Origin of the sequence: Bradyrhizobium manausense, from assembly GCF_018130615.1 — a bacterium.
GTDB classification, from domain to species: Bacteria; Pseudomonadota; Alphaproteobacteria; order Rhizobiales; family Xanthobacteraceae; genus Bradyrhizobium; species Bradyrhizobium manausense_A.
The window spans coordinates 374658-401371 of record NZ_JAFCKB010000005.1 but is presented as its reverse complement, the minus strand read 5'-3'; the positions used below and the strand labels follow the sequence as shown (position 1 = coordinate 401371).

The window sequence follows — 26714 nt, the reverse complement described above, 5'->3', positions numbered from 1 at the left end:
TGCGTTGATGTTCCGAGAAAAGCAGGTCGGCCGGAGAAATAGGCATTTAATCCGCCCGTTCCAGCGTAGAAGACGTAACAAGAATGTCACAGCGAACGACAAACCCTCTCCGTTCCGTCTCTGTTCGAAAGAGTTGATGACGGCATCTGCTGCGACCAGCAGTAGCTTTCGCGCGGGGTTTGGTGGTCGCCTGCGAAGGAGAGCCGAGATGCCAGCTTATGTACAGCATCATCAGCACATCGAAATCGCGCCTGTGATTTGCCCGACATGCATGGGGTTCCTGCCGATGTATGTGCGCGAGGTCGAGCCGCACTGGAGCCTTGCCAAGATCGACTTCGTCTACGAATGCGCCGATTGCGGCGCCGAGGTCAGGCAGACCATCCGCAAGCCGGAGCTGCTGCAGCACTGACCGATCGGCCGCCGTTAGTATTTGCGCGGAGCGGAAAAACGATCGCTCGTGCGGATCAGGCCCGTCCCAAACGAGACTTGTTCTTTGCCGGCAACGCAGGCAGAACAAGCCCTAAGCAAGACCTTTGGGAGCGCCGTTTCGTGGCTGAACAGAAGGCCTCGACCTCGATCGAGGCAGTGGAGAGCGGCCTCGCCGCGCAGGGCTATATCGCGAGCCGGCAGATCGCGACCGCAGTCTATTTGTCGCAACAGATCGAAAAGCCGATCCTGGTCGAGGGCCCCGCGGGCGTCGGCAAGACCGAGCTTGCCAAGGCGATCGCCGCCTGGCGCGGCAAGAAGATGATCCGCCTGCAATGCTACGAAGGCCTCGACGAGGCCAAGGCGCTCTATGAGTGGAAATACGCCAAGCAGCTGCTCTACACGCAGATTCTCAAGGACAAGCTCGGCGAAGTCCTTGGCGGCGCGCAGACGCTGCACGCAGCCCTCGACCAGCTCCACGATTTCGGCGACGTGTTTTTCTCCAAGGAATTCGTCGAGCCGCGGCCGCTGCTCCAGGCGCTGGAGCAGCCGGGCGGCTGCGTGCTGCTGATCGACGAAATCGACAAGTCGGATGCCGAATTCGAATCGTTGCTGCTGGAAATCCTCTCCGACTTCCAGGTCACGATTCCCGAGCTCGGCACCGTCTCCGCGATCACGCCGCCGACGGTGATCCTCACCTCCAACAGCGAACGCGATCTCGGCGACGCCCTGAAGCGGCGCTGCCTGCATCTGCATATCGGCTTCCCCGAGCAGCGCCTTGAAGAGCGCATCGTCGAAAGCCGCGTGCCCGGCATCTCGCAAACGTTGCGTCGACAGATGGTCGGCTTCATTCACGAGATCCGCTCGCTCGACCTGAAGAAGCTGCCCTCGGTCAGCGAAACCATCGACTGGGCGCGCGTGCTGGTGCTGCTCCAGGCTTCCGAGCTCGACACCGAGATCGTCAAGGACACCCTCAACGTGCTCCTGAAATACGAGGCCGATATCGAAGCCGCGACGCCGCAGATAACGACCTTCATTGCCAAGGCGGCACGGTCCAACGTCTTCGGTTGACGCCGATGCGCGAGAACCTTCATCGTTTCTTTCGGGCGGCGCGGGGCGCAGGCGTCCATGTCTCGCCAGCCGAGAGCATCGATGCGATGCGTGCAGTCGCGCAGGTCGGCATCACCGACCGCGCCATTCTGCGCGACGCGCTGCTCCTGACGCTCGCCAAGTCGCAGGACGAGAAGCTCGCGCTTGGTGACTGCTTTGACTTGTTCTTCAGCCAGCCGGAGCCGCGCCAGGATCAGCCTGAGGCGAACAACGAAGACGACGCTTCACCGAGCCCGGATCAGTCGCCATCATCCGGCTCGGTCAGCGAACCCGGCGAAGGCCAGCCTCCCGAGGGGCTAGGCTCGCTAGCGCAGATGCTGCTCTCGCAGGATCGCAACGCGATCTCAGCCGCGATCGCCAGCGCCTCCGGTGCAGCCTCCCTGTCCGACATTCGCTATTCAACCCAACGCGGCATCTTCTCCAGCCGCATCCTCGACGCCATGGGCCTCCAGCGCCTGCGCGACGATCTCGATGAGCTCACCGCGACGAACCCGTCGCTGGCCGAGCGCCTGCGCGCCGCGCTCGACGCCCTACGCGAAGCGGTCCGTGACACCGTCTCTCAGGGACTAGCGCTTTATGCCCGAGAGGAGGCCGAAAACCTCCGCAACGAAATCCTGCGCAACGCACCGCTGGCTCGCATCGAGCGGCGCCAAGTCGCGGAGATGCGCGCTCTCATCCGCCAGATCGCGCGCCGCCTGCGTGAGCGCTATTCGAAGCCGCGCAAGCGCCAGCGCCGTGGTCATCTCGACGTCCGCCGTACGCTGCGCCGCAACGCCGCCTGGGGCGGCGTCCCCTTCCTCACCGCATGGAGGCGCAAGCACCGCGACCGGCCGAAGATCGTGGCACTGTGCGACGTCTCCGGTTCGGTCGCGCAGGTTTCTGATTTCTTCCTGCTCCTGATCCACTCGCTGCATGAGGTCGTCGACGACGTCCGCTCCTTTGCATTCTCGTCCCATCTGATCGAGGTCAGCGAGGTCCTGGAAAAGAAGCCGCCCGAAGAGGCGATGGCCGAAATCATGTCCAAGGTCGGCTTCGGCTCGTCCGACTACGGGTCTTCCCTGGTCGATTTCGAGCACGATTTCATGAGCACGCTGACACCGCAGACCACGGTGATCGTGCTCGGCGACGCCCGCAGCAACAATCTCGATCCGCGCGCAGATATTCTGCGCCGAATCTCCGAACGCTCGAAACGGCTGGTCTGGCTCAATCCCGAAGGACGGCTCGCTTGGGGCTTTGGCGATTCAGAGATGCCGCGCTATGCGACCTTTTGCAGCGTGGTGCGGCAATGCGCCACCGCGCAGCAGCTCGAGCGCGCAGTGTCCGATATCGTTGCGACATATCAGTAGGTCTCGGACTGGCAGCGAACGTCAGTTTCGCGCAAGCTCCGCGTGAGCGACGTTGCACTCGCGAAAGTGATAGGCAATTTCGTCGAGCGCACGCTGTTCCCATTCCTGGGCCTGCGCGAGCCAGAACACCCGACGCTCAAAATCGCGCGCGGCCCGCTCCCGGCACAGGGATTCCTGACAGCGAATTTCCACCAGCCTGTTCATGCACTCACACTCCTTGTCGTGTGAAGCCATTCCTCAAGAATCAGCCTAGCAGAGTCACGAACCCAGCGTCTCACCAATTCTGTGTGCATATCGCGTTCTGTGCATATCGCGACGCAGAATGAGACAGCAGCGCTTTCCATGCACTGCGGCTGTCGCAGCGCAACATCAAATGAACATCATCAATTAGTGATCAGCGATCCGGACGATAATCCCCTCCATGCGATCTTAACTATTGTGGCGCAACAGACTGCGGTAATTCGTGAAGAGACGTTCTCGACAACTCACCGAATTCCCGACTCATTGTCGTCGCATGGTCTTCATGCAGCGCCGCTAACAGGGGCGCGCGAACGTGACTATCGCTCGAGGCAACATGAACGACGATTTCGACTTCGATCTTTCGCCGGATCAATGGGCTGCTTTGCGTACGCTTCGTAACCCTCTCACGAACAGTCGTCTTTCGAAGGCCTATCTGGTCGACAGCCTCGTCAAGCTTGGTCTCGTCGTCATCGCTGACGGCGTGCCAGCGATGACGCCGATGGGACGCAAGGCGCTGGTGCGCGGATCGTGTCGGCTACTGGATCTCGCGGCGTAACACTTGCGTCAAAATATCTGCGCGATCACGATCGCGTAGGCGATGAACACGACGCCAAGCCCCCACACCATCGCCGGAATCTGCGACCGCCGGCCGACCGCCACTTCCAGAGCGACGTAGCTCAGCGTGCCCAGGGCCATCCCGTTGATAAGGTTGTTGGTCAGCACGGTGACCAGCAGCGTCAGCACGATCGGAACCGCATTGACGAGATCGGTCATGTCGATGCGAGCGAGACCCTGCATCATCAGCACGCCGACGAGCACCAGCGCGGGGGCGGTGGCTTGCGGCGGGATGATGACGAAGATCGGCCAGAAGAACAGAGCGAGGCAGAAGAACGCCGCCACCGTCACCGAGGTCAGGCCGGTGCGCCCTCCGGCCTGTACGCCGGTGATGGATTCGATATAGGCCGTCACGACCGACGTGCCGAGCAGCGGACCGACGATGGACGCCGTCGCATCGGTCGCAAATGCGGCGGTGGCGTTCGGGATCGAGCCGTCGGGTTTGCGCAGATTGGCCGCACCCGTGACGCCAATCAGCGTGCCCAGGGTCGAAAAGAATTCGGCGCAGAGGAAATAGAACAGCAGCGGCAACGCCACGACGAAATGGCTGAAGAGATAGCCGACGTCGAGCGCCATGAAGGTGCTGGTCGGCCAGCGCGGCCACGACAGGATGGCCGATGGCATCGATGTCACCATCTTACCATTGGCGCCGGGAACGAAAAAGCCGATCAGGGTCAACAACGCGATCGACAGGATCAGCGCCGCCGGCACCCGGCGCGCCACCAGCACCGGCGTGAGCAGGAGGCCGAACAGCGTCAACAGCACCGCCGGGCTTCGCAGGGATCCCATGGCGATGTAGGTCGACGGATTCTGGATGACGAATCCGGCGCCGCGCAGCGCGATGAAGACGATGAGGGTTCCGACTGCCGCTTGAATGCCGATCTTCAGCGCTTCCGGTACGTCCTTCGCAACTTTCTCGCGCAGCTTCGACAGGCTGAGGATCAGGAACAGCACGCCCGTCAAAGCAACCATGGCAAGCGCACCCTGCCAAGGCATGCCCATCTGCTTGACGATGACATAGGTGAAGATGACATTCGACCCCATCGCGGGCGCAACCGCGAGCGGGAGATTGGCCCAAAGCCCCATCATCACCGAGCCGAAGATCGCGGCGAGCGCCGTGGCGCTGACGAGATCGGCGCGATCCATTCCGGCATTGGACATGATGGCCGGGTTCACGGCGATGATATAGGCCATCGCTGCGAACGTGGTCGCTCCGGCCATCACCTCGCGGCCGACGCTCGTGCCCCGCTCGGTGAGGCCAAAGAAGCGATCGAGCGGTCCGGCCACAGCGCGCGGCGCCGGCTCTGCGGAAGCGGCCTGCGGCTTCGTCATCTCGTCCATCCCAGTTCTCCCCTACCAGACCACCGGGTGCGCTTCGCCGGTCTGCACATTGATGAAACCGAGCGGTGCCTGCTCGCACGGCGCTACCAGCACCCAGCTCCACGGCGCGCAAGTCAGCGTCGCAAACATCAGCCGCTCCGGAAATCCCGGATACCAGCGCGGCCGGAACGTCGGCTCATACATCCAGTCGACCTTGCGTCCCTCCGCGTAGAGCGCCTGCATGTCGGCATCGAGCGCTTGCGCCGAGCGACAGCTCATCAGCCCGCCGATCTCGAAGCGCACGGTGGCGACGAGCTCGCCCTCGCGCACCAGCGCCCATCCGCCCTGAAGTTCGATCAGCGCGTTCACCGCCTTTGCCATCGCCGCGTCGGACGAGCCGACCACCCAGATATTGTGCTTGTCGTGCGCCACCGAGCAGGCGACCGCCGTCTCCGGCGTGCGCGGTCCGCAACCGCGCCAGAACATCTTTGCAACATGCCCATCGCCGGAAAAGCGGTCGACGATGGCAAATTTGGTGATGGCCTCGCTCTCGTCACGCTGCACGGCACCGTCGCGCACCGGCAATTCGAGCGTGTAGAACTCGGGATGCCAATGGAAAGGGCGGATCACCGCCGCTTTCATCGTGGCCCGGCCAGGCTCGGCCCGCAGCTCGAAATCCTCAGGCTTGATCGTGCGCTTGATGTTGACCGTCCTGGTCGCCCACTCCGGCCATGCGATCGCCGGCACCTCGCCGAGATAACGCTTGCCATCGGAGACCTGCGCGCCGTCGGCCCACACCTCCGCGATCTCGAGCTTGGCAACATCCGACAGCAGCACGACATCGCCGAAGCGCCCGGGAGACAGGCTGCCCACGAACGGCGTGAGCCGCATGTGCCGCGCCGGATTGATGGTGAGACACTGGATGGCGATTTCAGGCGTTAAGCCGGCCGCGATCGCGACCCGCGCATTGTGATCGCTGGCGCCGAGCTCCAGCGTATGACTGGCACTTCGGTCATCCGTGGTGAACGCGATCTGCGACCAGTCCTGCAAACCCTTCGCAAGCAACCATTTGACGATCTCGTCCATGGCATAGACGCGCAGCTCGACGAACAGGCCGCGCGTGAGCTTGTCCCAGGTCTCCTCCGGGGTCTGCACTTCATGGTCGGATGCAAGCCCGGCTGCGGCAAAGGCGTTGATGGAAGGCAGATCCCGCAAGCCCGAGGCATGCCCCTCGACGACGCCGCGCGCCGCGAACGTGGCCTCGATCATTCCCCAGAGCCGCTTATAGGACGGGTTGTCGGGATTCCACACCGCCGGCCAGTCCATGACCTCGTCGAGGCCGGTGACCATCAGGCTTTCGCTCATGAAGCGCGCCTGCTCGTCGCGGCCATACCAGCCGCCGCCCCATTCATACGCGGTCGGCGGCACCGCCGAGCCGGGCTGCGGAAAGATCTTGAGCGGCGAGCCGCGTTTGCGTGCCTCGAACCAGAATTCGAGATTGCGTGCACCATCGACATTGGAGAACTCGTGGCTTGCCTCGCAGGTCCAGGTATTGCCATGCGGCAGCACCAGCGCCGCCTCCCATTCCGGCGTCAGGTGCGAGCTTTCGATATGCTTGTGCACCTCGCCAAAGCCGGGGACGGCCGCGAGATCCGGCCGGTGCACGCGCTCGCGGATCTCGCCGGGATAGCTTCCGGCTGGCCCCACCCACGCAATACGCCGGCCCTTGAAAACGATCTCCTGATCCCCGCTCCAGGTGCGGCTGTGCACGTCGAGCAACCTGCCGACCCGCAAGGCGCGATCTGCCGGGCGGCGACCGAGCGCCGTCAGCACCAGGTCCTGGCGAATGCGAACCTCGTCGGGCGCGTTGATCAAGAGATCGTCGGGTCTCGCATTCATGGTCTGCCTCACTCTATGCTGGTGCTTTCGCAGCCGCGGTCCGCTTCCGCGGCGTCTTGCCGGCCTTTTGACCGGCCCTGCCGCTGCGCGCGGCGGCGGCATCGCGCTGCCGAACGTCTTTCAGAAGGGTCGTGAGCGCCCACTCGATGGCATCGGCGATCTCGCTGCTGGTCATGCCAAAATCCTCGCGCATCGCATTCCAGGCCAGCACGTTGTTGAGATAGGACGCGAGTGCCTCCGCCTGGCGGACGTCCTTGGCGGGGAGATGTCGCACCAGCGGTGCCATCGCCTTGCGATGCTGGTCGATCAGGTGCCGCCGGAAGCCGGCGCGCACCCGGCGCCCTGCCCGCGTCATCGCAATGGCGCGCGCCAGATGCGGATGACGGTCGAACCGCTTGCACAGCTTACGGAAAATCTCGGGCAGTTCGTCGGGCGAAGTGAAGGGAATATAGCTGAAGACGTTGTCCTCGATCCATTCGCCGGCCGCCGCGAACAGCTCCGCGCGGGTCTTGAAGTGCCGGTAGATGGTCCGCTCAGCCACCTTCGCGCGCTTGGCCACCGCCGCCATGGAAATGTCGTCGACAGCTTCATCCTCCAGAGCCTCGACAAACGCCGCAACGATGCGCTGCCGCGTCATCTCGGCATACTCGTCACGAAGGCTGGCGATCTGTCGTTTTGCTGTACTCATGTCATAAGTCTGACATCGGGCGGATTGGAGGGTCAAGCCGAGACTTGAGGCAGCGCGCCGCCACAATGGGCGTCGGGGGCGCTTCAGGGGCTGGCGGTCCTGAACGACCGATCGCGCCCTCGCGGTTTCCTGACGCCGACGCGCAGGTTCGACAGCACGGCGAAAGCGGCGGAATGGACCATCCGCTGCGGACATCGCGACAATCTGGCACGGTTGTTGCTCCTTTTGACGTCCAAATCGCGTCAAACCGGGGAATCCACCATGTCGACCATCGCCGCGGCACCCGCCGCCGAGCCAAAACCGCTTTACGCCTCGCTGTTCGTCCAGGTCCTGGCCGCGCTGATGCTTGGCATCGTCCTCGGCGTAGCCGCTCCGGACTTTGCCATCAGCCTCAAGATCCTCAGCGACGCCTTCCTCAAGCTGATCTCGATGATCGTGGCACCGATCGTGTTCTGCGTTGTCGTCCACGGCATTGCCGGTGCCGGCGATCTCAAGAAGGTCGGCCGGGTCGGCGTCAAGGCATTGCTGTATTTCGAAGTCATGACGACGGTCGCGCTCGTGGTGGGCCTGCTGCTCGCCTACCTCTTCGGCCCCGGCCACGGCATGAACATCGATCCCTCGACGCTCGATGCCAAGGCGCTCAGCAGCTACGCTGACAATGCCCACAAGCTGTCAGGTGGTGGCATCGGCGCCTTCCTGATGAACGTGATCCCGACCACTTCGTTCGACGCTCTGTCGCGGAACGACGTGCTCCAGGTGTTGTTCTTCGCGGTCCTGTTCGGTGTCGGCCTGGCGCTGGTCGGCGGCGAAAAAGGCGCGCTTGTCACGTCGATGATCGATGCGGCCTCCATGGTGCTGTTCCGCGTCATGGGCCTGGTGGTGCGGGTCGCCCCGCTCGGCGTGCTGGGCGCGGTCGCCTATACCGTCGGCAAATATGGCGTCGGCTCACTGAAGCAGCTCGTCTCTCTGGTCATGCTGTTCTATGCCTCGGTCGGCATCTTCGTGCTGGGCGTGCTCGGCGGCGTGATGGCGCTCGCCGGAATCAACATCCTGAAATTCCTCGCCTACCTACGTGAGGAATTGACCATCGTGCTCGCGACCGCTTCGTCCGACGCCGTGCTGCCGCAGATCATGAAGAAGCTCGAGCGCATGGGCGTGAAGGACTCCGTCGTCGGCCTCGTCATTCCGACCGGCTATTCCTTCAACCTCGACGCCTTCTCGATCTACCTCACGCTCGCCGTCGTGTTCATCGCGCAGGCCACCAATACGCCGCTGTCCCTCGGTGATCTGCTGCTGGTGCTGGGAGTCTCGCTGATCACCTCGAAGGGCGCGCACGGCGTGCCGGGCTCGGCGATCGTGATCCTGGCCGCGACGCTGAACGCGGTGCCGAGCATTCCGGCGATCGGCCTCGTGCTCGTGCTGTCGGTCGACTGGTTCATCGGCATGGCCCGTGCCGTCGGCAATCTCATCGGCAATTGCGTGGCGACCGTGGTGGTCGCCGCCTGGGAAGGCGATCTTGACCGCGCCAAGGCGGCCAAGATTCTCGAAGGTGGCGAGTTGGTGGATGTGACCGCGGGCTGAGGCGGGCTCGTCCCGCCGCTAGCGCAGGTGTCCGCTTTCGTAGTGCTTAAGCTCGGCCGCCGTGAGCGGCGGCCGAGCAGCGCTTGCAGGCGTTACCGCAGCGACAACGGTCGCGCTTGGGCCCTGCGATGCCAGCACTAGGACGTCGACGCCGTCGGCGGTGACCTGCATCGCATAATCATGGCCGCTGAGGAGTCGGGCGACCACGCGCCGCAGCGGTCCATCGAAGACGCCCGTCATCTGCACCTCGAGCGCGCCGACCGTGCGATAGCGCAGATTGAACCGCTCTTGCAGCGCGGCCAACACGTCATGGAGAGAGGCCTCGTGCACCTCGAGATGGACCGCATCCGACCGGCCTGCGACCTTCACCTCGGACGACGCAGTTCGACCAGAGGCCAGAACGATGGCAGACACGATCACGGGAAGCAAGAGTAGCTGACGCATTGTCATACCAGTTCCGCCTCCGGAATTTCGCGCGCCAAGCGTTCGCGGAGCGGCCCTAATCGCTCGGCATGGTGGCGCCATTTCCCGACCGAGGATGCGTAGATCGGGCGGCGCACTTGAACGGCGCTGGCAGTCGCCGATGGTGCCGGGCTTTCGTGAAAACGCATCACACCATCTTCCCAGGGAAGCCCCAGAAACCGGATGATGTCCCGGCTCACCGCAGCCTGATCCCGAACAACGTCCTCGTAGTTGACCTCCATGAGAACGTCCGACGGCAACTCGGCGCGCCAGTGCCGCGTCAGGCGGCGATAAGCGAGATAGTAATCCGCAAGCTGGGTTTGATCATATGAGAAGGTGAACTTGTTGCGGAAGTGCGCCTTGTAGATCGCCCAGCACGCATCCATCGGATGCCTTTGAACGAGGATTACCTTCGCCGAAGGCAGCGCCGCGTGGATGAGGCCGCAATAAAGGTAATTTTCTAATGTCTTGTCGACGAAGCGGACATTGTCCGGCACGCGGAGCGCCGTGGCCCGATCAAGGTAGCGCCTGCCAATATCCTCGAGGTCGCGTCCCCTTGGACGTTCCGCCATGCTGCGGCGCACCTCTGCAGCGAACGCGCTGGTCTCGCCTATCGAATGCATCGCCGAGTGGCTCGCGATAATCCGCTCCACCAGTGTGGTACCGGTGCGTGGCAGGCCGGTGACGAAGACTGGCGCGGCATTGACGTAGCCACGCGGCGCAGCTTCGATCCAACATCGCGTGTGCGCCTGGATGATCGCATCGACGGCGCCGATCTCGGCGGCGGGATCGCGCGGTAGCGACCGACGTTGCAAGTTACAGCCGGCCTCGACGTGCGCGAAAGCGCGGTCCCAACGCTCCAGATCCTCGCACTCCTTGGCGAGCGCAAAGCGCAGCATAATTTCGCTCGGCGCCGACAAACGTCCTTCGGCGATCACGGCCTCCATCTCGTCGAGATGGTTGTGGTCGCTGCTCTGGATTCGCAGGTCCGAACGCAGGTAGTGGGCCAATCCGTAGCGACGGTCGCATGCAATCGCCGCATCGCAATGCACTTCCGCGTCGCCGAGTGCGCCGATCATCCGCTCGGCGGCGGCCAGATTGAACAGATACTGCGGAACGCCGGGCTTCAGGGCGACAGCGCGGCGAAAAAGCTCCCTCGCCTGCTGTTGCAGCCCGAGCAGGCCAAACATGGCGCCAACTGCGTCGAGCGCGTCCGGCTCCTCACCGGCATGCCTGGCCGCCGCTTCCGTCGCTGCACTGGCCTGGCGCGCCTCCCCCGTCACGAACAGGCATTTCGCACGCAACACCAGCGCAATCGGGTTGGTCGGAGCGAAAGCGACGGCGCGTTCCGCGCTTACCGCTGCCGCATCCAGGCGATCACGCATCAGCGCGGTCTCCGTCAGAAGTGCCCAGGCGCGCCAATCCGTCGAATTGCCTGCGAGCACCTTTGCGCAGATCGTCTCGGTGGAGCTCAGATCGCCGCTTGCAAAGGCACGGCGCGCCGCCTCGATCGAAGCAGCGCTGGCGGCGTACCGTCCTGTGGCTTCCACGCGTATGGCTCCCTGCAACGGTTGAGACGGGATTGGCCCGGCGGCTGGGCAGCCGCCGGGTCATACTGATCAAGCTATCGGCCCCGGTCAGTCCTGATCGTTATCGTCGTCGTGACGATCGGCGAAGTTGAAGTTGCCGAAGAGATCGCCGATCGCGGGCCGATTGACGGGAACGTAGGGATTGTCGTCAGACGCAATCGGATTCGGTAAGGCGTCACGCGTCTTGGGCCCGAGTGGCTTGAGGCGCCAGTTGCGTTCGATGAACTTGGTGATCGAGACGTGGTCACCATATTCATGCGACACATGACCGCCGCGCGAGTATTTCGAGACGACGAGAAGCGGGATACGCGTGCCGTCGCCGAAGAAGTCGACCGGCTGGACATAGCCGGAGTCGTAGTAACCGCCGCCCTCGTCCATGGTGATGACGATCGCGGTCGACTTCCACAGCTCCTTGTTGGACTTCACCTGATCGACGATCTTCCTGGTGAAGGCCTCGAAGAGGTCGACACGGGACGAGGCCGGATGACCGTCGTTGAAGGTGCTCGGCTTGGCGAACGACACGGCGGGGAGATTGCCATTGGCGATGGCGTCATAGAGATCGAGCGTGTCCTTCATGTGCGCATCGCGCTGCGCCGCATGGGTCATGACCGAAGCGGAGAACAGGAACGGGTTGCAGATATTGCAGTAGAGATAGGCGACCGGGTCCAGCGCGCCGAAGTTAGTACCTTCTCCGGGGGCCGTCTTGAAGTCATTCCAGCGCTCGCCGAAATAGGCCCAGGAGACATCGGCCTGGGTCAGCGCATCGCCGATATGCCGCTGCTTGATGACCGGCGGCAGAGTGAACGGGCCATTGTTGATCGGGTCAGTCGCACCGCTGCCGATAAAGGCCGGAACGTAGTTGTTCAGCAGATAATAGGCGTTCGGCGCACAGCGCGGCGAAACATGGATCGCGTTGAGATAGGTAACGATCGGACCCACGCCCGGCTGGCTGGGATCCGAGCAGTTCGAATAGCTGCCGCCGCCATAACCGTCGTTGAGATACCAGTTGTTGGTACCAGGCGCCGGGTTGGGATTTTCGATCTCGTTGACATATTGCGGCGGGTTGGAACCAGGCACGAGCACGTAGTCGGGCTTGGCAGGATCGCCCTTGTCGTCGGCATAATAGAGCGCGTCGGCGTAGCCGATCATCATGTGATTGGCGAAAGTGCCGCCCATCACGCTCTGATGGAAGTTGTCGTTGAGCGTGTATTTGCGCGCAAGCTCGGTCAGATAGGGCGCATCGCCCTTGGCGACGTTATAGAAGCCGAGCGCGATGGCGCCTTCCTTCAGCGCGTGCGGGGTCGGATTGCCATTGCCGCCCGACGAGACACTCTGTTCCACAAAGGTGAAGAGATCGGCCTGGCAGCCGCTTGGATTGTGATGTGTCGCCTTGGCGACGTCGCAGTCGAGCTGCTGCCACATCTGGTAGAAGCGGTGCACCGGGCTGCCGCCATAGGTCTTGTAGAGGCTGGACGGAGTTTCGCCGCCCTGCGCCAGGGTCACGAGGGGATAGGGACCGTTCGGCAGGTTGTCGGCGTCCAGGATGCGCGTGTCGGGCGAATTGCCCGGCAGGCCGGTCGCACCGGTCGTCAGCAGTGGCAAATCCTGCTGCTTCAGACCGTAATCCCCTTGCTGCGCGAGTTGGAGCGTGGCGAGACATCCCGGGCCATTGAGCGCAGCCTGATCGACGGAGGTGTAGCAGGTTTGCGGCGCATAGGAGGTGCCGGGCGTCTGCACCTTGTTGGTCGTGTGGTTATACGGCGTCTTAGGCGTCGGATTCATCGAGTAGGTATTGTTGACGACAGTGGAGAACTGCGTGGCCCTGGCGTAATTCGGACCGGGCTGACCGTCCCTGGTGATGATGCCCTTGGAGAGCAGATTGTCGACGCGTTCGCCCGGGTGCCGCGGCTCATAGGTGGCGAAGACGTGGTCGAAGGTGCGGTTTTCGCCGAGAATGACGATCACATGTTTGATTGGGCTCTCGGTGCGGTCGCCATTCTTGTTGCTACCGCCGAGTACATTGTCCATCGCATAAACGTCATGTCCCATCAGTGACAGGATCGCGGCCGTCACCACGGTACGGTCACGCAGACGCCGTGTCGTTTTTGAAAGCATTGTGCACCCCTCCGTTCATTTCCTGAATGCAGAGAAATTGTTTCAACGCATGTCAGGTTAAGAGGCGCGCTTGTCAGACGTGCTGCTACGCCGTGTCACTTCGGTTACGAGATTATGACAGCGAGCAGAGACCTATTGTCGCAAGCAGCGGGCGCTTCTCGACTGCGATCAACGGCTTGCTGCGGATTCGGCCTGACGTTCCGATGCGGCCGGCCGCGGGAAGATCGCGGCTTAATCGTTCCAGTGGACCAAGGGCGTTCCGTACGCCCTCCTCCAGACCGACAGGAAACGCGGGAACCAGGAGTGGGCCACCGCACCCTGATACGCCCAGGTGCGATATTTCAGCCCCTGCTCGGAGATCAATTCCTGATAGCCACCGTGGACCTCGGTCGCGGTGCGAATGTCCTTCAAGATCGCTTGCGCACAAGCGCGGTATTTCTCGCTACCCGCGAACTCGTCGAAGTCCAGCATGCGGTCAGCGAACTCGACGTTGAAGGTCGGCCAGGAGGAGCGTCCCTGGTAAGCGGGCGCCGCAATCTTGTGGATCATCTTGTTCCGCGGATTACGGGCGGAGACGAAGAAGTGGAATGTGTTGGGGATGCGGAAGCGCGGCTCGGAGATGATCAGATCCGTCGTAGCAGCAAACAGCGCACGCTCGCTCGCATCGTTCAGATCCCAGAAGCCACGATGCACGCTGACGAAATCCAGCGCGACCAAAGATGCCGGCGCGCCCGCCGTGCTATCCAGCGAATGCCTGATATAGCCCTCCCGGCCGAACACGCGGAACAGATCCTTCTTGTACTGCGCCAGATCGCGCCCGAGCCGCCGCTTCAGCTCGCTCTCGTCGACCGCACCTAGCTCTACGCCCCACACGAAGGTCGTGTACACACAGGCATTGGTGACAAAACGTCTGCGCTCCGCGCGCGTGTCGGTTGCCGCAGAGCGCGGCCCACTGGCGTCGCACAGCAAATATCGGGTGCCGTCAGCCTCGAACGGCTCGAGGTCGCTCGCGAGCTTCAGGATCGCGCGGTTCAGATCGGCGCCATATTCGGCCAGCAACAGGCGGCCGGCACGCGCGCATTGCGACATCGCCAGATAGGACGACGCCCGTTCCTCCGCAGAGATCATCTGCTGGAGGCCGGCCAGAATGCCGAGCAGCGTGTCCGAGGGGCGCGAGAAATAGTTCACTCCGAGGTAGCGACCGCGCCCCGCCGGGACGATGGTCGTCGTGACGACGTCGGCGCGAACTGCCTCGAGCAACAGGCGAACGCTCTTTTCGAGCAGGCGGGCCCGACGCACCGCATCCTGCGCATCCATGATGGTCTCCGGATCGAGAACATCGGGATAAAACCAGGCAAAATCCCGCGGGTAATAAGCGGACGCGTGCGGTGCGCCCGTGACGAGAAAAGCCTCGGTCGCCGAAAAGGCGCTGTCCATTGCGTGCCGATAGAGATCCTCGATGACCGACAATGAATGATGCGACTTCCTCAGGAACCGATCGCCGAGAAAATTGACCGCCTGCAGAGCATTCGCGACAAGGGTCGCAACCATGCCCTGGTAAAACCGATTTTCATGATGTGACGGCAAGGAAATATCGCTGTTCATACGCGCCTGGTGTCTCGTGACCCGGCGATCGCGGTCACCACTTCAAGCATGTCCGATTCGTATCTCACCCCGATGACGTGCGGTCGCAGGCAGCCAGCTCGCTCCGCGCGGGCACCGCAGTCTGCCCTCGCGCATCCAGCCAAGGGCGATCTTCGAGCCGGCGGCAGCTCCGTCATGCATAGAGATCTCCGCGCGCGAATCGGTGCGACGCACAATCTCTTCGCCGGCAAGAAGCTGGTTAAGACTGCTTAACCAGCTTGCATACAATCAGTGAATACTGCCTATAAAATGACCTATCAACTTCCTGGCCAGGATCCGATCCTCAATCGTATCTCTTGTTTTTTCAAAGACTTACATGAAATTGCTTGCCCCATGGCCTCTGGCACGAAGCTTGCGACATCTTAGCCGGGCTTCGCCAGACCGGCGCAGCCGCGAGGTCAAGGCGGTCAACCCGCCAAGGGGAGCGAGCAATGGATTTTGGCAGGATTTCACGACGTCAAGTTTTGCAGGGCGGCGCAGCCCTCACCCTAGGTGCGGCAACGGGCATGCGCCCGGCCTTCGCGGCCGAGACGACCATTGGCTTCATCTATGTCGGGTCGCGTGACGACTACGGTTACAATCAGGCGCACGCGCAGGGCGCGGCGGCGCTGAAGAAGATTCCGGGCCTCAAGGTCGTCGAGGAAGAGAAGGTGCCCGAGACAGACGCGGTCGAGAAGACGATCGAGTCCATGATCAATCTCGATGGCGCCACCCTGCTCTTTCCGACCTCGTTCGGCTACTACAATCCGCATATGGTCAAGATGGCCGCCAAGTACCCGAAGCTGCACTTCGAGCACTGCGGCGGCCTCTGGACCGACAAGGACCCGAAGAACGCAGGCAGCTATTTCGGTTATATCGACGAAGCCCAGTACATCTCGGGCATCATTGCCGGATACACCTCCAAGAGCGGCAAGCTCGGCTTCGTCGCCGCCAAGCCGATCCCGCAGGTGCTGCGCAACATCAACGCCTTCGCGCTCGGCGCCAGGCTCGCCAATCCGAAGGCGACGACACAGGTGATCTTCACCGGCGACTGGTCGATGCCGGTCAAGGAAGCCGAGGCCACCAATAGCCTGATCGACCAGGGCGTCGACGTTCTCACCTGCCACGTCGACGGCCCCAAGACCATGGTCGAGAACGCCGCCCGCCGCGGCGCCTTCGTCTGCGGCTATCACACCAACCAGTCGCCGCTGGCGCCAAAGGCGTACCTCACCGGCGCGGAATGGAATTGGGAAGCGCTCTATCCGAAGTTCGTGAAGATGATCGCCGCCGGCGAGAGCATCCCGAACTTCTACCGCGGCGGCCTCAAGGAAGAGATCGTCAAGACGTCGCCCTACGGCGAAGTCGTCTCCGCCGAAGCGCGCAAGCATGCCGACGACGTCAAGGCAAAATTCCTGTCGGCAGAGGGCTACGCCATCTTCAAGGGCGGGCTGGTCGACAACAAGGGCAAGACGGTGATCGCGGCCGGCACCGATCGCGGCCAGAAGGATCCCGAGCTCGAGAAGATGGACTATCTCGTCGAGGGCGTGATCGGAGCGACTTCGTGACATCGGAAGCAGCGGAATCTGCCGAGGAGGTCGGGGCAGTTGCCCCGGCCGCCGACCCGGGCTTCCTCCAGCGCCACGGCGGCACGATCGAATACGTCCTGATCCCGGGCGCAGCGCTCGCCGGCGCGCTCGTGGTCTTCGGCATCTTCGTCATGCTGTCCGGCAAGAACCCGCTGGACCTCTATTTCTACATGTATTACGGCGCGTTCGGCACCTGGTTCTCTTGGCAGAACACGCTAACCCGAGCCGCGCCCCTGATCCTCACCGCCCTCTGCACAGCACTCCCGGCGCAACTCGGCATGGTCATCATCGGCGGCGAAGGTGCCCTGCTGATCGGCGCGTTGTCGGCAACGGGCGCAGCACTCGCACTTCAAGGCATGCCGCCGCTCCTCGTGCAGATTGCGATGGTCATCACCGGCGTGATCGGCGGCGGCTTGTGGATCACGTTGGCGGGCGCGCTGCGGCAGTATCGCGGGGTCAACGAGACGATATCGAGCCTCTTGCTCGTCTACATTGCGCTCGCGATCCTCAATCATCTTGTCGAAGGCATGATGCGGGATCCCGCCAGCCTCAACAAACCGTCGACCCGCGAGATCGGCGCCGCCAACATGATCGGCTCGATTCCCGGCACCGACGTGCATTGGGGTCTCGTGTTCGGCCTGATCGCCGCAATCGCCGCCTACATCCTGATCTATCACACCGTGTTCGGCTTCGCTGCGCGCGTCGCCGGCGGTAACATCCGTGCCGCGAAGATCGTCGGCCTCGGCGTCAGTAAGCTCATCCTCACCATCTGCTTCCTCGCCGGCGGGGCTGCGGGTCTTGCTGGCATGGTCGAGGTCGCCGCCGTGCAAGGCCGCACCAACGCCAACCTCGCCGCCGGCTACGGCTTCACCGGCATCCTGGTCGCCTTCCTCGCACGGCAAAATCCGCTCGCCATCATTCCGGTCGCGATCCTGCTCGGCGGCATCAGCGCCAGCGGCGGCCTGTTGCAGCGCCGCCTCGGATTGCCCGACGCGTCTGTGCTGGTACTGCAGGGCATCATCTTCGTCTTCGTGCTCGCCAGCGATGCGCTCTACGGGCGCATCGGATTCCTGAGGGGAAAATCCTGATGGCAGACGGATCGATCGGACTCTGGACCGTCCCGCTCGCCGTGCTCGGCGGCGCCATTCGTGTCTCCACACCGTTCCTGTTCGTGAGCCTGGGGGAATGCATCACCGAGCGTTCGGGCCGCATCAATCTCGGCCTCGAAGGCACGCTCGTGATGGGCGCGATGAGCGCCTATGGTATCTCCTATCTCACGGGATCGCCGTGGCTCGGCGTATTCGCCGCCGGTGTCACTGGCGCGCTGCTCGGCGCATTGCATGCCGGCATCTGCTCGTTGCCGCGAGTCAACGATGTCGCGGTCGGGATCGCCTTGATGCTGTTCGGCACCGGCCTTGCCTTCTATCTCGGCAAGCCGCTGATCGAGCCGACAGCGCCGCGACTGCCCGCGATCGATTTCGGCTGGTGGAGCGATATCCCGCAAGTCCGCGCCGCGCTACGCGTCAACGTGCTGTTTCTGATCGGCGTCGCGCTCGCGCCGATCCTCTATTGGGCCTTCCGCACCACGCGCTGGGGCCTGCTGATCCGCACCGCTGGCGAGAGCTCGGACGCCGCGCGCGCGATGGGACACTCCGTGCTCTTGATCCGCCTGCGCGCCACCATGGTCGGCGGCTTTCTTGCCGGCATCGGCGGCTCGTTCCTTTCGCTATTCTATCCCGGAAGCTGGAACGAAGGTCTCTCCTCGGGCCAGGGCATCACCGCGGTCGCGCTTGTGATCTTCGCGCGCTGGGATCCCCTGCTATGCCTGTGGGCCTCGCTCGCCTTCGGCGGCGCCGCGGCACTCGGACCAGCACTGCAATCGGTCGGCGTCACCTCCGGCTACCACCTCTTCAACGCTGCACCCTACATCCTGACGCTGGCAATCATGATCATCACCTGCTCGCCGAAGCGCACGCTGACCGGCGCTCCCGCCGAATTGTCGATCACCCGCTAGAGAGTGAAATCATGCCCGAGCGCTATATCAAGTCCGAGCCCTACGCCTGGCCCTACAATGGCGACCTCCGCCCCCAAAACACCGCGCTGATCATCATCGACATGCAGACCGATTTCTGTGGCGTCGGCGGCTATGTCGACAAGATGGGCTATGATCTCTCGCTGACGCGGGCACCGATCGAGCCGATCAAAAAGCTGCTCGCGGTCATGCGCAGGCAGGGTTTTCATATCATCCATACCCGCGAAGGCCACCGCCCTGATCTCTCCGATCTTCCAGCCAACAAGCGCTGGCGCTCGCGCCAGATCGGCGCCGGCATCGGCGATCCCGGTCCCTGTGGCCGCATCCTGGTGCGCGGCGAGCCCGGTTGGGACATCATCGAGGAACTTGCACCACTGCCGGGAGAGCCCATCATCGACAAGCCCGGCAAGGGTTCTTTCTGCGCCACCGACCTCGAACTGATCCTGCGCGTGCGCGGCATCGAGAACATCGTGCTCACAGGCATCACCACCGACGTCTGCGTCCACACCACCATGCGTGAGGCCAACGATCGCGGCTTCGAATGTGTGCTGCTGCACGATTGCTGCGGCGCGACGGACAAGAGCAACCACGACCACGCGCTGAAGATGATCAAGATGCAGGGCGGCGTGTTCGGTGCGGTCTCGACCTCGGACGCCTTCATCGGAGCGATTTCGTGATCATCGGCGAGCCGCCACCGCTTGTCGGCGCCTTCGGCGTCGACGCCATTGCCATGACGATGCGCTTCGGCGATTTCCTGGCGCTGGATAACGTCGAGCTGAAGGTGCGGCCGGGCTCATTCCACGCACTGCTCGGCGAGAACGGTGCCGGCAAGTCGACCCTCGTCAAATGCATCATGGGTTACTACCATGCGACCGAGGGCGACATCCTCATCGGCGGCCGCGAACAGGCGATCGCCAATCCGAAGGATGCCCATGCGCTCGGCCTCGGCATGGTCTATCAGCACTTTACGCTGGTGCCGGCCATGACGGTTGCCGAAAACCTCGTGCTGGCGCGCGACGACGTGCCGGCCGTGGTGAACTGGCCGAAGGAGATGAAAGAGCTCGAGGCATTCCTGGCGCGGATGCCCTTCAATGTGCCCCTCGCCGCAAAGGTGTCCGACATCTCCGCCGGCGAGCGGCAGAAGTGCGAGATCCTCAAGCAGCTCTATCTGAAGCGCCGCTTCCTGATCCTGGACGAGCCGACGTCGGTGTTGACGCCGGCAGAAGCGGACGAGGTGCTGGGCATGCTCCGCGAGATGGTCGTCAGGGGCGAGCTGACCATTTTGATGATCACGCACAAATTTCGCGAGGTCATGGCCTTCGCCGACGAGGTCACGATCCTGCGCCGTGGCAAGCTCGCGGGAGCGGGCAAAGTCGCGGAGCTCACGCCGGATGCGATGGCGCGCACCATGATCGGCGCCGAAGAATTGACCGTGCAGCCGCCGCGCACAGGCGAAGCCGGACAAGCACGACTGGAGTTGGCAAAGGTTCGCGCTCTTGACGACGCCGGCGCGATCGCCGTGCATGACGTCTCCCTCACCGTGCGGGCGGGCGAGATCGTCGGCATCGCCGGTGTCTCCGGCAACGGCCAGCGGCAGCTGGTCGAGGTCTTGGCGGGTCAGCGCGAAGCCGAAAGCGGCGAAGTGCGCGTTGCCGGCGATCCCTATCACGCCAGCCGCGAGGAGATGCGGCGCCACAAGATGTCGCTCCTGCCGGAGGAGCCGCTGAAGAACGCCTGCGTCGGTGGCATGAGCGTTGCCGACAACATCGCCTTCCGCGAATTCGACCGCGCACCTTTTGCCAGCGGCGGCTGGTGGCTCAACCGCAGCGCTTTCCGTGACGACGCCAAGAGGAAGATCGAACAGTACAAGATCAAGACCCGCACTCCGGAGACACCGATCTCGGCGCTCTCGGGTGGCAACGTCCAGCGCGCCGTGCTCGCCCGCGAGCTTGCGGGCGATGTCGAAGTGCTGATCGCGGCCAATCCCTGCTTCGGTCTCGATTTCGCTGCGGTGGCGCAGATCCATGCCGAGATCATGGCCGCGCGCAACCGCGGCGCTGCAGTGTTGCTGGTCAGCGAGGATCTCGACGAACTGCTGGAACTGTCCGATCGGCTGGTGGTGATGTTCCACGGCGAATTCGTGTATGAAGCACGGACCAGCGAAGCCGATCTCACCGAGGTCGGCCGGCATATGGCGGGACACTGACCCTGGAGCAGCGATGAGCGGCGCAATTGAGCGCGACGAGCACTTTTTGCGTTTATCCTTCGCGGTCGCCCGCCGCTCCCTCACCCATGGCAACCACCCCTTTGGCTGCATCGTCGTCGATGCCGACGGCATGGTGCTGATCGAGGCCGAGAACGGCTATATGCCGGATCGCGACGGCACCGCCCATGCCGAGCGCCTCGCGGCCACCCAGGCCTGCCGCAGGCTCAGTCGCGATGTACTGGCGAAAGCCACGCTCTATTCCTCCGCCGAGCCCTGCGCGATGTGCGCCGGCGCGATCTACTGGGCCGGCATCGGGCGCGTGGTCTACGGCCTCAGCGAACACCGCTTGCGCGGCGTCACTGGCAACCACCCGGAGAACCCGACGCTCGACCTGCCCTGCCGTGAGGTGTTTGCGAGCGGCCAGCGGCCGACGAAGGTGGTGGGGCCGCTGCTTGAGAACGAGGCCGAAGCGCTGCACGAGGGCGTGTGGAAGAAGTAGACAATGCCACGAACTCGAGATCGCAGGCTTCCGCCTTCGCTCTTCGAGCCACGGCGGACAAGTCGCCCTACCCTACACGACTGGCGCCGCGCAGTCCCGCGCAGCGCCACGCCTGCGTACCCATCAGAACTTCACGGTGACGCCCCCGTAGACCGTGGACTCGGTGCAGCTCTTGGTGCTCTGGCCGGTCGCGGCGACCGTGCAGACGCCCGGCATGGCGTTATGGTCGAGGCCGAACTTGTTCTGCCAGTAGCGATAGGCGACCCAGAGGTCGACGAAGTGTGAGTACTTGTCGCCCCAGACCGCCTTCGACGCGTCAAGGGTCAGGCGGATCGGTTCGCTGTTCAGCTCGGTCTTCGAGGCGGTCGAGAACCGGCCGATACCTGAGAGCGCAGCAAGGCCGTTCGAATCGCCCTTCGGGCCATACCAGCCGGCGCGGCCGCTGATCGACCAGAACTGCATGTTCGGCGGCAGGAATCCGAGATCCATGTAGTAGTTGATCTCGACAGCCCATGTCGGGTTGTAGCTGACGTTGCCGTCGGAGTTACAGGTCACGCCGGGCGTACCCGCGCCGAACAGGCCGCACTGCGTGAAGGCGTTGTGGTTCGAGAACTCCCAGTACATCAACGGAGCGACGTTGATATAGCCCTTGTAGGGAAGGTCGAAGGCGAATTGCAGACCGGCGACGACATCGCGCTTGGCGGGTGCGAGGAAGGTGTTCTCGCTGTTGCCGTCCATGCCGACTTCGAACGAAATGTTGTGCAGCGGACCCATGGTGAAGGTCTTGGTATTGAACAGCTCGTTCCAGCCCAAGGTCGAGCGGAACAGGCCATAGATCTCAGTTGCACCGGCGCAGTCGCCGGCGCCGCCGGTGATGGTCACGCCGGGCGCGGTGCAGGGAGAAGCAGGATCGTTATGGCCCGACTTGAACATCGAGATGGTGAAGAAGTTGGTGCCGTAGGCCCAGAGGTCGAAGTGCGTGAAGGAGTAGACCTGCTTGGCGGTGGTGCCGTTGATGCTGCCGTCGGGACGGACGCTCCACATGCCGGGGTCGGTGCCCTTGGGCATCCAGGAGAACGACACGCGGTTGTCGATCACTAGGAAGAACGGTAGGTCGGCCGCCTTCTTGGCCGCCTTGACCGGCAGATCCGCCGCGTGAGCCCAGCCACCGATGGCCAGCGTAGCAAGTGACAGCGCCGTTGCTGCAATTGCCTTGAAACGAAACGACATCCTGAAAACCCCCAAGTTCGGACGCGCAGAAATGAACGTCCCTTGGATGCGACCCTTGCGCCGAAGTCCCGTGGTGAGAAGCCTCAACTTTTTTCAAGGCATGCCGCTTGTTTCGGCAGCGCGCGGCGTGACGCAGCCAAATCTTACGGGATTTTATGCGGCAGCCTTCCCGACGATCGACAGCAGCAGGCGGATGCCATTGCCGAACATTCCCGTTTGATTCCGCTTGCCTTTTGCGCTGAAACAACAATTCGACCGCAACGATCGGAGACGATCGCCGTCACCACCGGCCGAAGCTTGCGAGCGACGATGCGAATTTGCTCAACTTCACATCAAGCCCTGCACAACGAGTTCCGATTTGGCGTAGACCGTCACAAATTTGCAACAGCCGCAGTGCGGAAGGCGAGATCACCGGCCGTCCAAGGACCGAATAGGCCTGGAAGCGGCCGCGACTCGCGATACCAAGCTTCCTGCCGAAGCGTTGGGCAAGGGATGACGCTTTTTCACACCTTACGCACCGGTTCAAACTAGCCCACTATTGAGGCATGTCATCCCATGCCAGCGTATCAACGAATGTTAGATCCGACGCCTAACGGCCTGCATTCCGGCGAGTCCCCGTTGCTCAGCACGGTCGGGCTCACCAAGCGTTATGGGGATTTCCTTGCCAACGATTCCATCAACATCGACATCTGGCCCAAGGAGATCCACGCGCTGCTGGGCGAAAACGGCGCCGGCAAGTCGACGCTGGTGAAGGCGATCTATGGGCTGATCCAGCCGAGCGCCGGCGAGATCCTCTGGCGGGGCACACCGATCGTGCTGTCCGGCCCGTCCGAGGCGCGCAGCCGCGGCATCGGCATGGTGTTCCAGCACTTCTCGCTGTTCGACAATCTGACCGTGGCGGAGAATGTCGCGCTCGGCCTCGACGGCAAGGAATCCTTCAGAGACATGTCGGCGCGGCTGGAGCAAGTGTCGAAGACCTATGGCCTGCCGCTCGATCCCAGGCGCGAGGTCTGGCAGCTCTCCGTCGGCGAGCGCCAGCGCATCGAGATCGTCCGCGCGCTGATGCAAGATCCGAAATTCCTGATCCTGGACGAGCCCACTGCCGTCCTGACGCCGCAGGAAGCCGACCAGCTCTTCCTCGTGCTGGAGCGGCTCAAGGCTGAAGGCCGCGCTATCCTCTACATCAGCCACAAGCTCGAGGAGGTGAAGCGGCTCTGCGACACTGCCACGATCCTGCGCGGGGGCAGGAAAATCCAGACCTGCAATCCCCGGCTCGAGACCGCCGCCTCGCTCGCACGCATGATGGTTGGCGGCGAGATCAGGGAAGTGAAATCGGCCGCGAGCCGTCAGACCACGATACCGCGCCTGGTCGTCAACGATCTCTCGCTCACCCCCGAAGAGGCGCACGGTGTGCGACTCCAGCATATCTCGTTCGAGCTGAAGGGCGGCGAAATCCTCGGCATCGCCGGTGTCGCCGGCAATGGCCAGGACGAGCTGTTTGCCGCATTGTCCGGCGAGCGGCTGTCGAAGGATCCCGGCACGGTCGTCATCGAAGGTATCGCCGCCGGCCACCTCTCGATCACCAAGCGGCGCAAGCTCGGCGCAGCCTTCGTGCCGGAGGAGCGGCTCGGCCATGGCACTGCCCCCCGCATGAAGCTATCGGAAAACGCACTCCTGACGGGGCACGCCGCCAGCGGCATGGTCAGCCACGGTTTCATCGACACGGCGGCCACGCTGGAGACAGTGGACCGCGCGACCGAGACCTTTGATGTGCGCAAGGCCAAGCGGGATCCGGAAGCGGCATCCCTTTCCGGCGGCAACCTGCAAAAATTCATCGTCGGCCGCGAGATCCTGCGCAACCCGGCCGTGTTGGTGGTCAGCCAGCCGACCTGGGGCGTCGATGCCGGCGCCGCCGCAGTCATCCGCCAAGCATTGCTTGATCTCGCAACGGCAGGCGCCGCCGTGCTGGTGACCAGCCAGGATCTCGACGAGCTCGTCGAGATCGCCGATCGCATCGCCGTGATGTTCCACGGCCGTCTGTCGGAGCCACTCGCCACGCGCGATGCAACACGCGAGAAGCTTGGTCTTCTCATGGGCGGCAGCAGCCTCGAGCCGAAGGAGGCCGCGCATGCAGTTGGTGCTTGAGAAACGAACTGAGCGCTCCAACACGATCGCGCTGGTCTCCCCGCTGGTTGCGATCGGCCTGACGATCGTGACCATGACCATCCTGTTTGCGGTCCTCGGCAAGAATCCCCTCCTCGCCTTGCATGCCTATTTCATCGCGCCCCTGACCGACAGCTATTCGCTCCAGGAAATCGCGGTGAAGGCGACGCCGCTGGTGATGATCGCGATCGGGTTGGCGCTCTGTTATATCGCCAATGCCTGGAACATCGGTGCCGAGGGACAATTTTTGATCGGCGCCGTTGCTGGAAGCTGGATCGCGGTCAAGACGCAAGGCACCGACGCCGGCGTCTGGGTGCTGCCGGCGATGCTCGTGCTCGCCGCAGCCGCGGGCGCGCTCTATGCGCTGATCCCGGCGATCTGCAGGGTGAGGTTCGGCGCGAGCGAGATCCTGACCAGCCTGATGCTGGTCTATGTCGCCGACCTCTTCCTCGACTATCTCGTGCGCGGTCCCTGGCGTGACCCGAATGGCTTCAACTTCCCGACCACGGCGGAGTTCGATTCCGTCGCGACCGTGCCGCTTCTGATCGAAGGCGGCCGGCTGCATCTCGGCTCGATCATCGCGCTGCTCGTCGTCGCAGCGGCTGCGATCCTGCTCGGGCGCACCATCAAGGGATTCGAGATCCGCGTGGTCGGTGCTGCCCCGCGCGCGGCGCGGTTCGGCGGCTTCAACGCCAACCAGCTGATCATCCTGACCTTCGCGGTGTCGGGCGCGCTGGCTGGCCTTGCCGGTATCATCGAGGTCGCCGGTCCCGTCGGACATCTCCAGCCCGGCATCTCGCCCGGCTACGGTTTCACTGCGATCATCGTCGCTTTCCTCGGCCGGTTGAATCCGCTTGGAATATTTATTGCAGGCCTCTTTCTCGCACTGACCTTTATCGGAGGCGAGCAGGCGCAGATCGCAATGAAGATTCCGTTGGACGTGACCAAGGTCTTCCAGGGCATCCTGCTGTTCTACGTGCTCGCCTGCGATTCCTTCATTCTCTATCGTTTCAAGCTGGTCTTCCCGAATCGACAGGTGGCTCGTGGAACTGGTTGAAGCCATCATCCTATCGGTGCTCGCCGCCTCGACACCACTCCTGATCGCGGCAACGGGTGAGCTCGTCACCGAACGTTCCGGCGTGCTCAACCTCGGCGTTGAAGGCATGATGATCGTGGGCGCCGCTTGCGGCTTTGCCGGCGCGTGGTTGACCGGATCAATCTTCATCGGCGCGCTGTTCGGCATGGTCGCGGGCACGCTGATGTCGCTGATCTTCGCCCTCATGGCGCTTGGCCTCGCCGTCAACCAGGTCGCCACGGGATTGGCACTGACCATCTTCGGCATCGGCCTGTCCGGCCTGATCGGTGCGGGCTTCGTTGGCGAACGCATCACGCCGGCGGCGCATCTTGCCATTCCCGGCCTTACCGAGATTCCCCTGATCGGCCGCGTGCTGTTCGGCGAAGACGCCTTCGTCTATTTCTCCATCGTACTCATCATCGGCGTCTGGTGGTTCCTCTACCGCACCCGCGCGGGATTGATCCTGCGTGCCTGCGGCGACAACCACGTCTCGGCACATGCGCTCGGCTATCCCGTGCTGCGCATTCGCACCTTTGCGGTGATGTTCGGTGGTGCCTGCGCCGGGCTTGCGGGAGCCTATCTGCCGCTCGCCTATACGCCGTTCTTCATTCCAGGCATGACCGCGGGCCGCGGCTGGATCGCGCTGGCGCTGGTCGTGTTCGCATCCTGGCGACCGGGCCGGCTCGTGGTCGGCGCCTACCTGTTCGGCGCGGTCACGATCCTCCAGTTGCATGCGCAAGGCTGGGGTGTCGGCATTCCCTCGCAATTCATGTCGGCGCTGCCGTATCTCGCGACCGTCATCGTGCTGGTCCTGCTCTCCCGCGCGCGGACTGGCGGCTCGACCGCACCGGCCGCGCTGGGCACCGTGTTCGTACCTGACCGTTAGCGTTTTCATTTCCACAGCGTGCG

At 63.3% G+C, this 26714-nt stretch carries 23 protein-coding genes; 14 read left to right on the top strand and 9 right to left on the bottom strand.

The annotated features are described in order from the left end of the window. The first annotated feature begins 208 nt into the window (after positions 1 to 208). From JQ587_RS13115 to JQ587_RS13105, 3 genes are all read left to right on the top strand, one after another. Positions 209 to 409, top strand: coding sequence for a hypothetical protein (locus JQ587_RS13115; protein ID WP_212301395.1), 201 nt, complete (start codon positions 209 to 211; stop codon positions 407 to 409). A 140-nt stretch (positions 410 to 549) separates the two neighbouring features. Further along, positions 550 to 1497: an AAA family ATPase gene (locus JQ587_RS13110; protein WP_212301396.1), complete on the top strand. Its 948-nt coding sequence runs from the start codon at positions 550 to 552 to the stop codon at positions 1495 to 1497. 5 nt (positions 1498 to 1502) lie between these two features. Beyond that, positions 1503 to 2882: a vWA domain-containing protein gene (locus JQ587_RS13105; RefSeq protein WP_212301397.1), complete on the top strand. Its 1380-nt coding sequence runs from the start codon at positions 1503 to 1505 to the stop codon at positions 2880 to 2882. Positions 2883 to 2903: 21 nt separating this feature from the next. Here the strand turns inward: JQ587_RS13105 and JQ587_RS13100 are convergent, their stop codons facing one another. Beyond that, on the bottom strand, positions 2904 to 3086 hold the full coding sequence (locus JQ587_RS13100; RefSeq protein WP_212301398.1) for a hypothetical protein: 183 nt from the start codon (positions 3084 to 3086) through the stop codon (positions 2904 to 2906). A 370-nt stretch (positions 3087 to 3456) separates the two neighbouring features. On the opposite strand from JQ587_RS13100, the gene JQ587_RS13095 reads away from it, so the two are divergent. Beyond that, on the top strand, positions 3457 to 3678 hold the full coding sequence (locus tag JQ587_RS13095) for a helix-turn-helix domain-containing protein (RefSeq protein WP_212301399.1): 222 nt from the start codon (positions 3457 to 3459) through the stop codon (positions 3676 to 3678). An 8-nt stretch (positions 3679 to 3686) separates the two neighbouring features. Here JQ587_RS13095 and JQ587_RS13090 read toward each other — a convergent pair whose 3' ends face one another. Genes JQ587_RS13090 through JQ587_RS13080 form a run of 3 tightly spaced genes read right to left on the bottom strand, consistent with a single transcriptional unit; the run spans position 3687 to position 7644 of the window. Continuing rightward, a complete protein-coding gene (locus JQ587_RS13090; RefSeq protein ID WP_212425540.1) occupies positions 3687 to 5078 on the bottom strand; it encodes an NCS2 family permease in 1392 nt (463 codons plus the stop codon). 12 nt (positions 5079 to 5090) lie between these two features. Further along, positions 5091 to 6956 (bottom strand): adenine deaminase, encoded by a 1866-nt coding sequence (locus JQ587_RS13085; RefSeq protein WP_212425539.1) that lies wholly within the window; start codon positions 6954 to 6956, stop codon positions 5091 to 5093. A gap of 13 nt (positions 6957 to 6969) precedes the next feature. Further along, a complete protein-coding gene (locus tag JQ587_RS13080; RefSeq protein ID WP_212425538.1) occupies positions 6970 to 7644 on the bottom strand; it encodes a TetR/AcrR family transcriptional regulator in 675 nt (224 codons plus the stop codon). Between the two features lie 261 nt (positions 7645 to 7905). Between JQ587_RS13080 and dctA the strand changes: the two genes are divergently transcribed. Further along, positions 7906 to 9225, top strand: coding sequence for a C4-dicarboxylate transporter DctA (gene dctA, locus JQ587_RS13075; RefSeq protein ID WP_212425537.1), 1320 nt, complete (start codon positions 7906 to 7908; stop codon positions 9223 to 9225). Between the two features lie 18 nt (positions 9226 to 9243). Here dctA and JQ587_RS13070 read toward each other — a convergent pair whose 3' ends face one another. From JQ587_RS13070 to JQ587_RS13055, 4 genes are all read right to left on the bottom strand, one after another. Further along, positions 9244 to 9669 carry a hypothetical protein gene (locus JQ587_RS13070; protein WP_212425536.1) on the bottom strand — a complete coding sequence of 142 codons (426 nt, stop codon included), beginning with the start codon at positions 9667 to 9669 and terminating at the stop codon, positions 9244 to 9246. A gap of 2 nt (positions 9670 to 9671) precedes the next feature. Continuing rightward, entirely contained in the window at positions 9672 to 11237 is a 1566-nt protein-coding gene (locus JQ587_RS37030) for a tetratricopeptide repeat-containing sulfotransferase family protein (RefSeq protein ID WP_212425535.1), read from the bottom strand. 87 nt (positions 11238 to 11324) lie between these two features. Further along, the gene (locus tag JQ587_RS13060; protein WP_212425534.1) at positions 11325 to 13391 is read right to left on the bottom strand and encodes an alkaline phosphatase family protein; all 2067 of its coding nucleotides are present in this window, start codon (positions 13389 to 13391) and stop codon (positions 11325 to 11327) included. Between the two features lie 231 nt (positions 13392 to 13622). Further along, positions 13623 to 14996: a hypothetical protein gene (locus JQ587_RS13055; protein WP_212425533.1), complete on the bottom strand. Its 1374-nt coding sequence runs from the start codon at positions 14994 to 14996 to the stop codon at positions 13623 to 13625. A 470-nt stretch (positions 14997 to 15466) separates the two neighbouring features. Here JQ587_RS13055 and JQ587_RS13050 point away from each other — a divergent pair, with 470 nt between their 5' ends. The 6 genes from JQ587_RS13050 to JQ587_RS13025 are packed head-to-tail and all read left to right on the top strand — an operon-like array spanning position 15467 to position 21337. Then, entirely contained in the window at positions 15467 to 16579 is a 1113-nt protein-coding gene (locus JQ587_RS13050) for a BMP family ABC transporter substrate-binding protein (protein WP_212301408.1), read from the top strand. Further along, a complete protein-coding gene (locus tag JQ587_RS13045; RefSeq protein WP_212425532.1) occupies positions 16576 to 17688 on the top strand; it encodes an ABC transporter permease in 1113 nt (370 codons plus the stop codon). Before JQ587_RS13050 ends, JQ587_RS13045 begins: the two co-directional genes overlap by 4 nt. After that, positions 17688 to 18614 carry an ABC transporter permease gene (locus JQ587_RS13040; protein ID WP_212301410.1) on the top strand — a complete coding sequence of 309 codons (927 nt, stop codon included), beginning with the start codon at positions 17688 to 17690 and terminating at the stop codon, positions 18612 to 18614. The genes JQ587_RS13045 and JQ587_RS13040 overlap by 1 nt, the downstream gene beginning before the upstream one ends. 11 nt (positions 18615 to 18625) lie before the next feature. Next, positions 18626 to 19309, top strand: a complete 684-nt coding sequence (gene biuH, locus JQ587_RS13035) for a biuret amidohydrolase (protein ID WP_212301411.1) — start codon at positions 18626 to 18628, stop codon at positions 19307 to 19309. After that, positions 19306 to 20838 carry an ABC transporter ATP-binding protein gene (locus tag JQ587_RS13030; RefSeq protein ID WP_212425531.1) on the top strand — a complete coding sequence of 511 codons (1533 nt, stop codon included), beginning with the start codon at positions 19306 to 19308 and terminating at the stop codon, positions 20836 to 20838. Before biuH ends, JQ587_RS13030 begins: the two co-directional genes overlap by 4 nt. Positions 20839 to 20851: 13 nt before the next feature. Further along, positions 20852 to 21337 (top strand): nucleoside deaminase, encoded by a 486-nt coding sequence (locus JQ587_RS13025; protein WP_212425530.1) that lies wholly within the window; start codon positions 20852 to 20854, stop codon positions 21335 to 21337. A 123-nt stretch (positions 21338 to 21460) separates the two neighbouring features. On the opposite strand, the gene JQ587_RS13020 is transcribed toward JQ587_RS13025, so the two are convergent. Continuing rightward, positions 21461 to 22567 (bottom strand): hypothetical protein, encoded by a 1107-nt coding sequence (locus JQ587_RS13020; protein ID WP_212301414.1) that lies wholly within the window; start codon positions 22565 to 22567, stop codon positions 21461 to 21463. 573 nt (positions 22568 to 23140) lie between these two features. Here JQ587_RS13020 and JQ587_RS13015 point away from each other — a divergent pair. The 3 genes from JQ587_RS13015 to JQ587_RS13005 are packed head-to-tail and all read left to right on the top strand — an operon-like array spanning position 23141 to position 26691. Beyond that, positions 23141 to 24712 (top strand): ABC transporter ATP-binding protein, encoded by a 1572-nt coding sequence (locus JQ587_RS13015; protein ID WP_212301415.1) that lies wholly within the window; start codon positions 23141 to 23143, stop codon positions 24710 to 24712. Then, a complete protein-coding gene (locus JQ587_RS13010; protein ID WP_212425529.1) occupies positions 24696 to 25787 on the top strand; it encodes an ABC transporter permease in 1092 nt (363 codons plus the stop codon). The genes JQ587_RS13015 and JQ587_RS13010 overlap by 17 nt, the downstream gene beginning before the upstream one ends. Next, complete coding sequence (locus JQ587_RS13005; RefSeq protein ID WP_212301417.1) at positions 25774 to 26691, top strand: ABC transporter permease; 918 nt, start codon at positions 25774 to 25776, stop codon at positions 26689 to 26691. Before JQ587_RS13010 ends, JQ587_RS13005 begins: the two co-directional genes overlap by 14 nt. Positions 26692 to 26714: the final 23 nt, after the last annotated feature.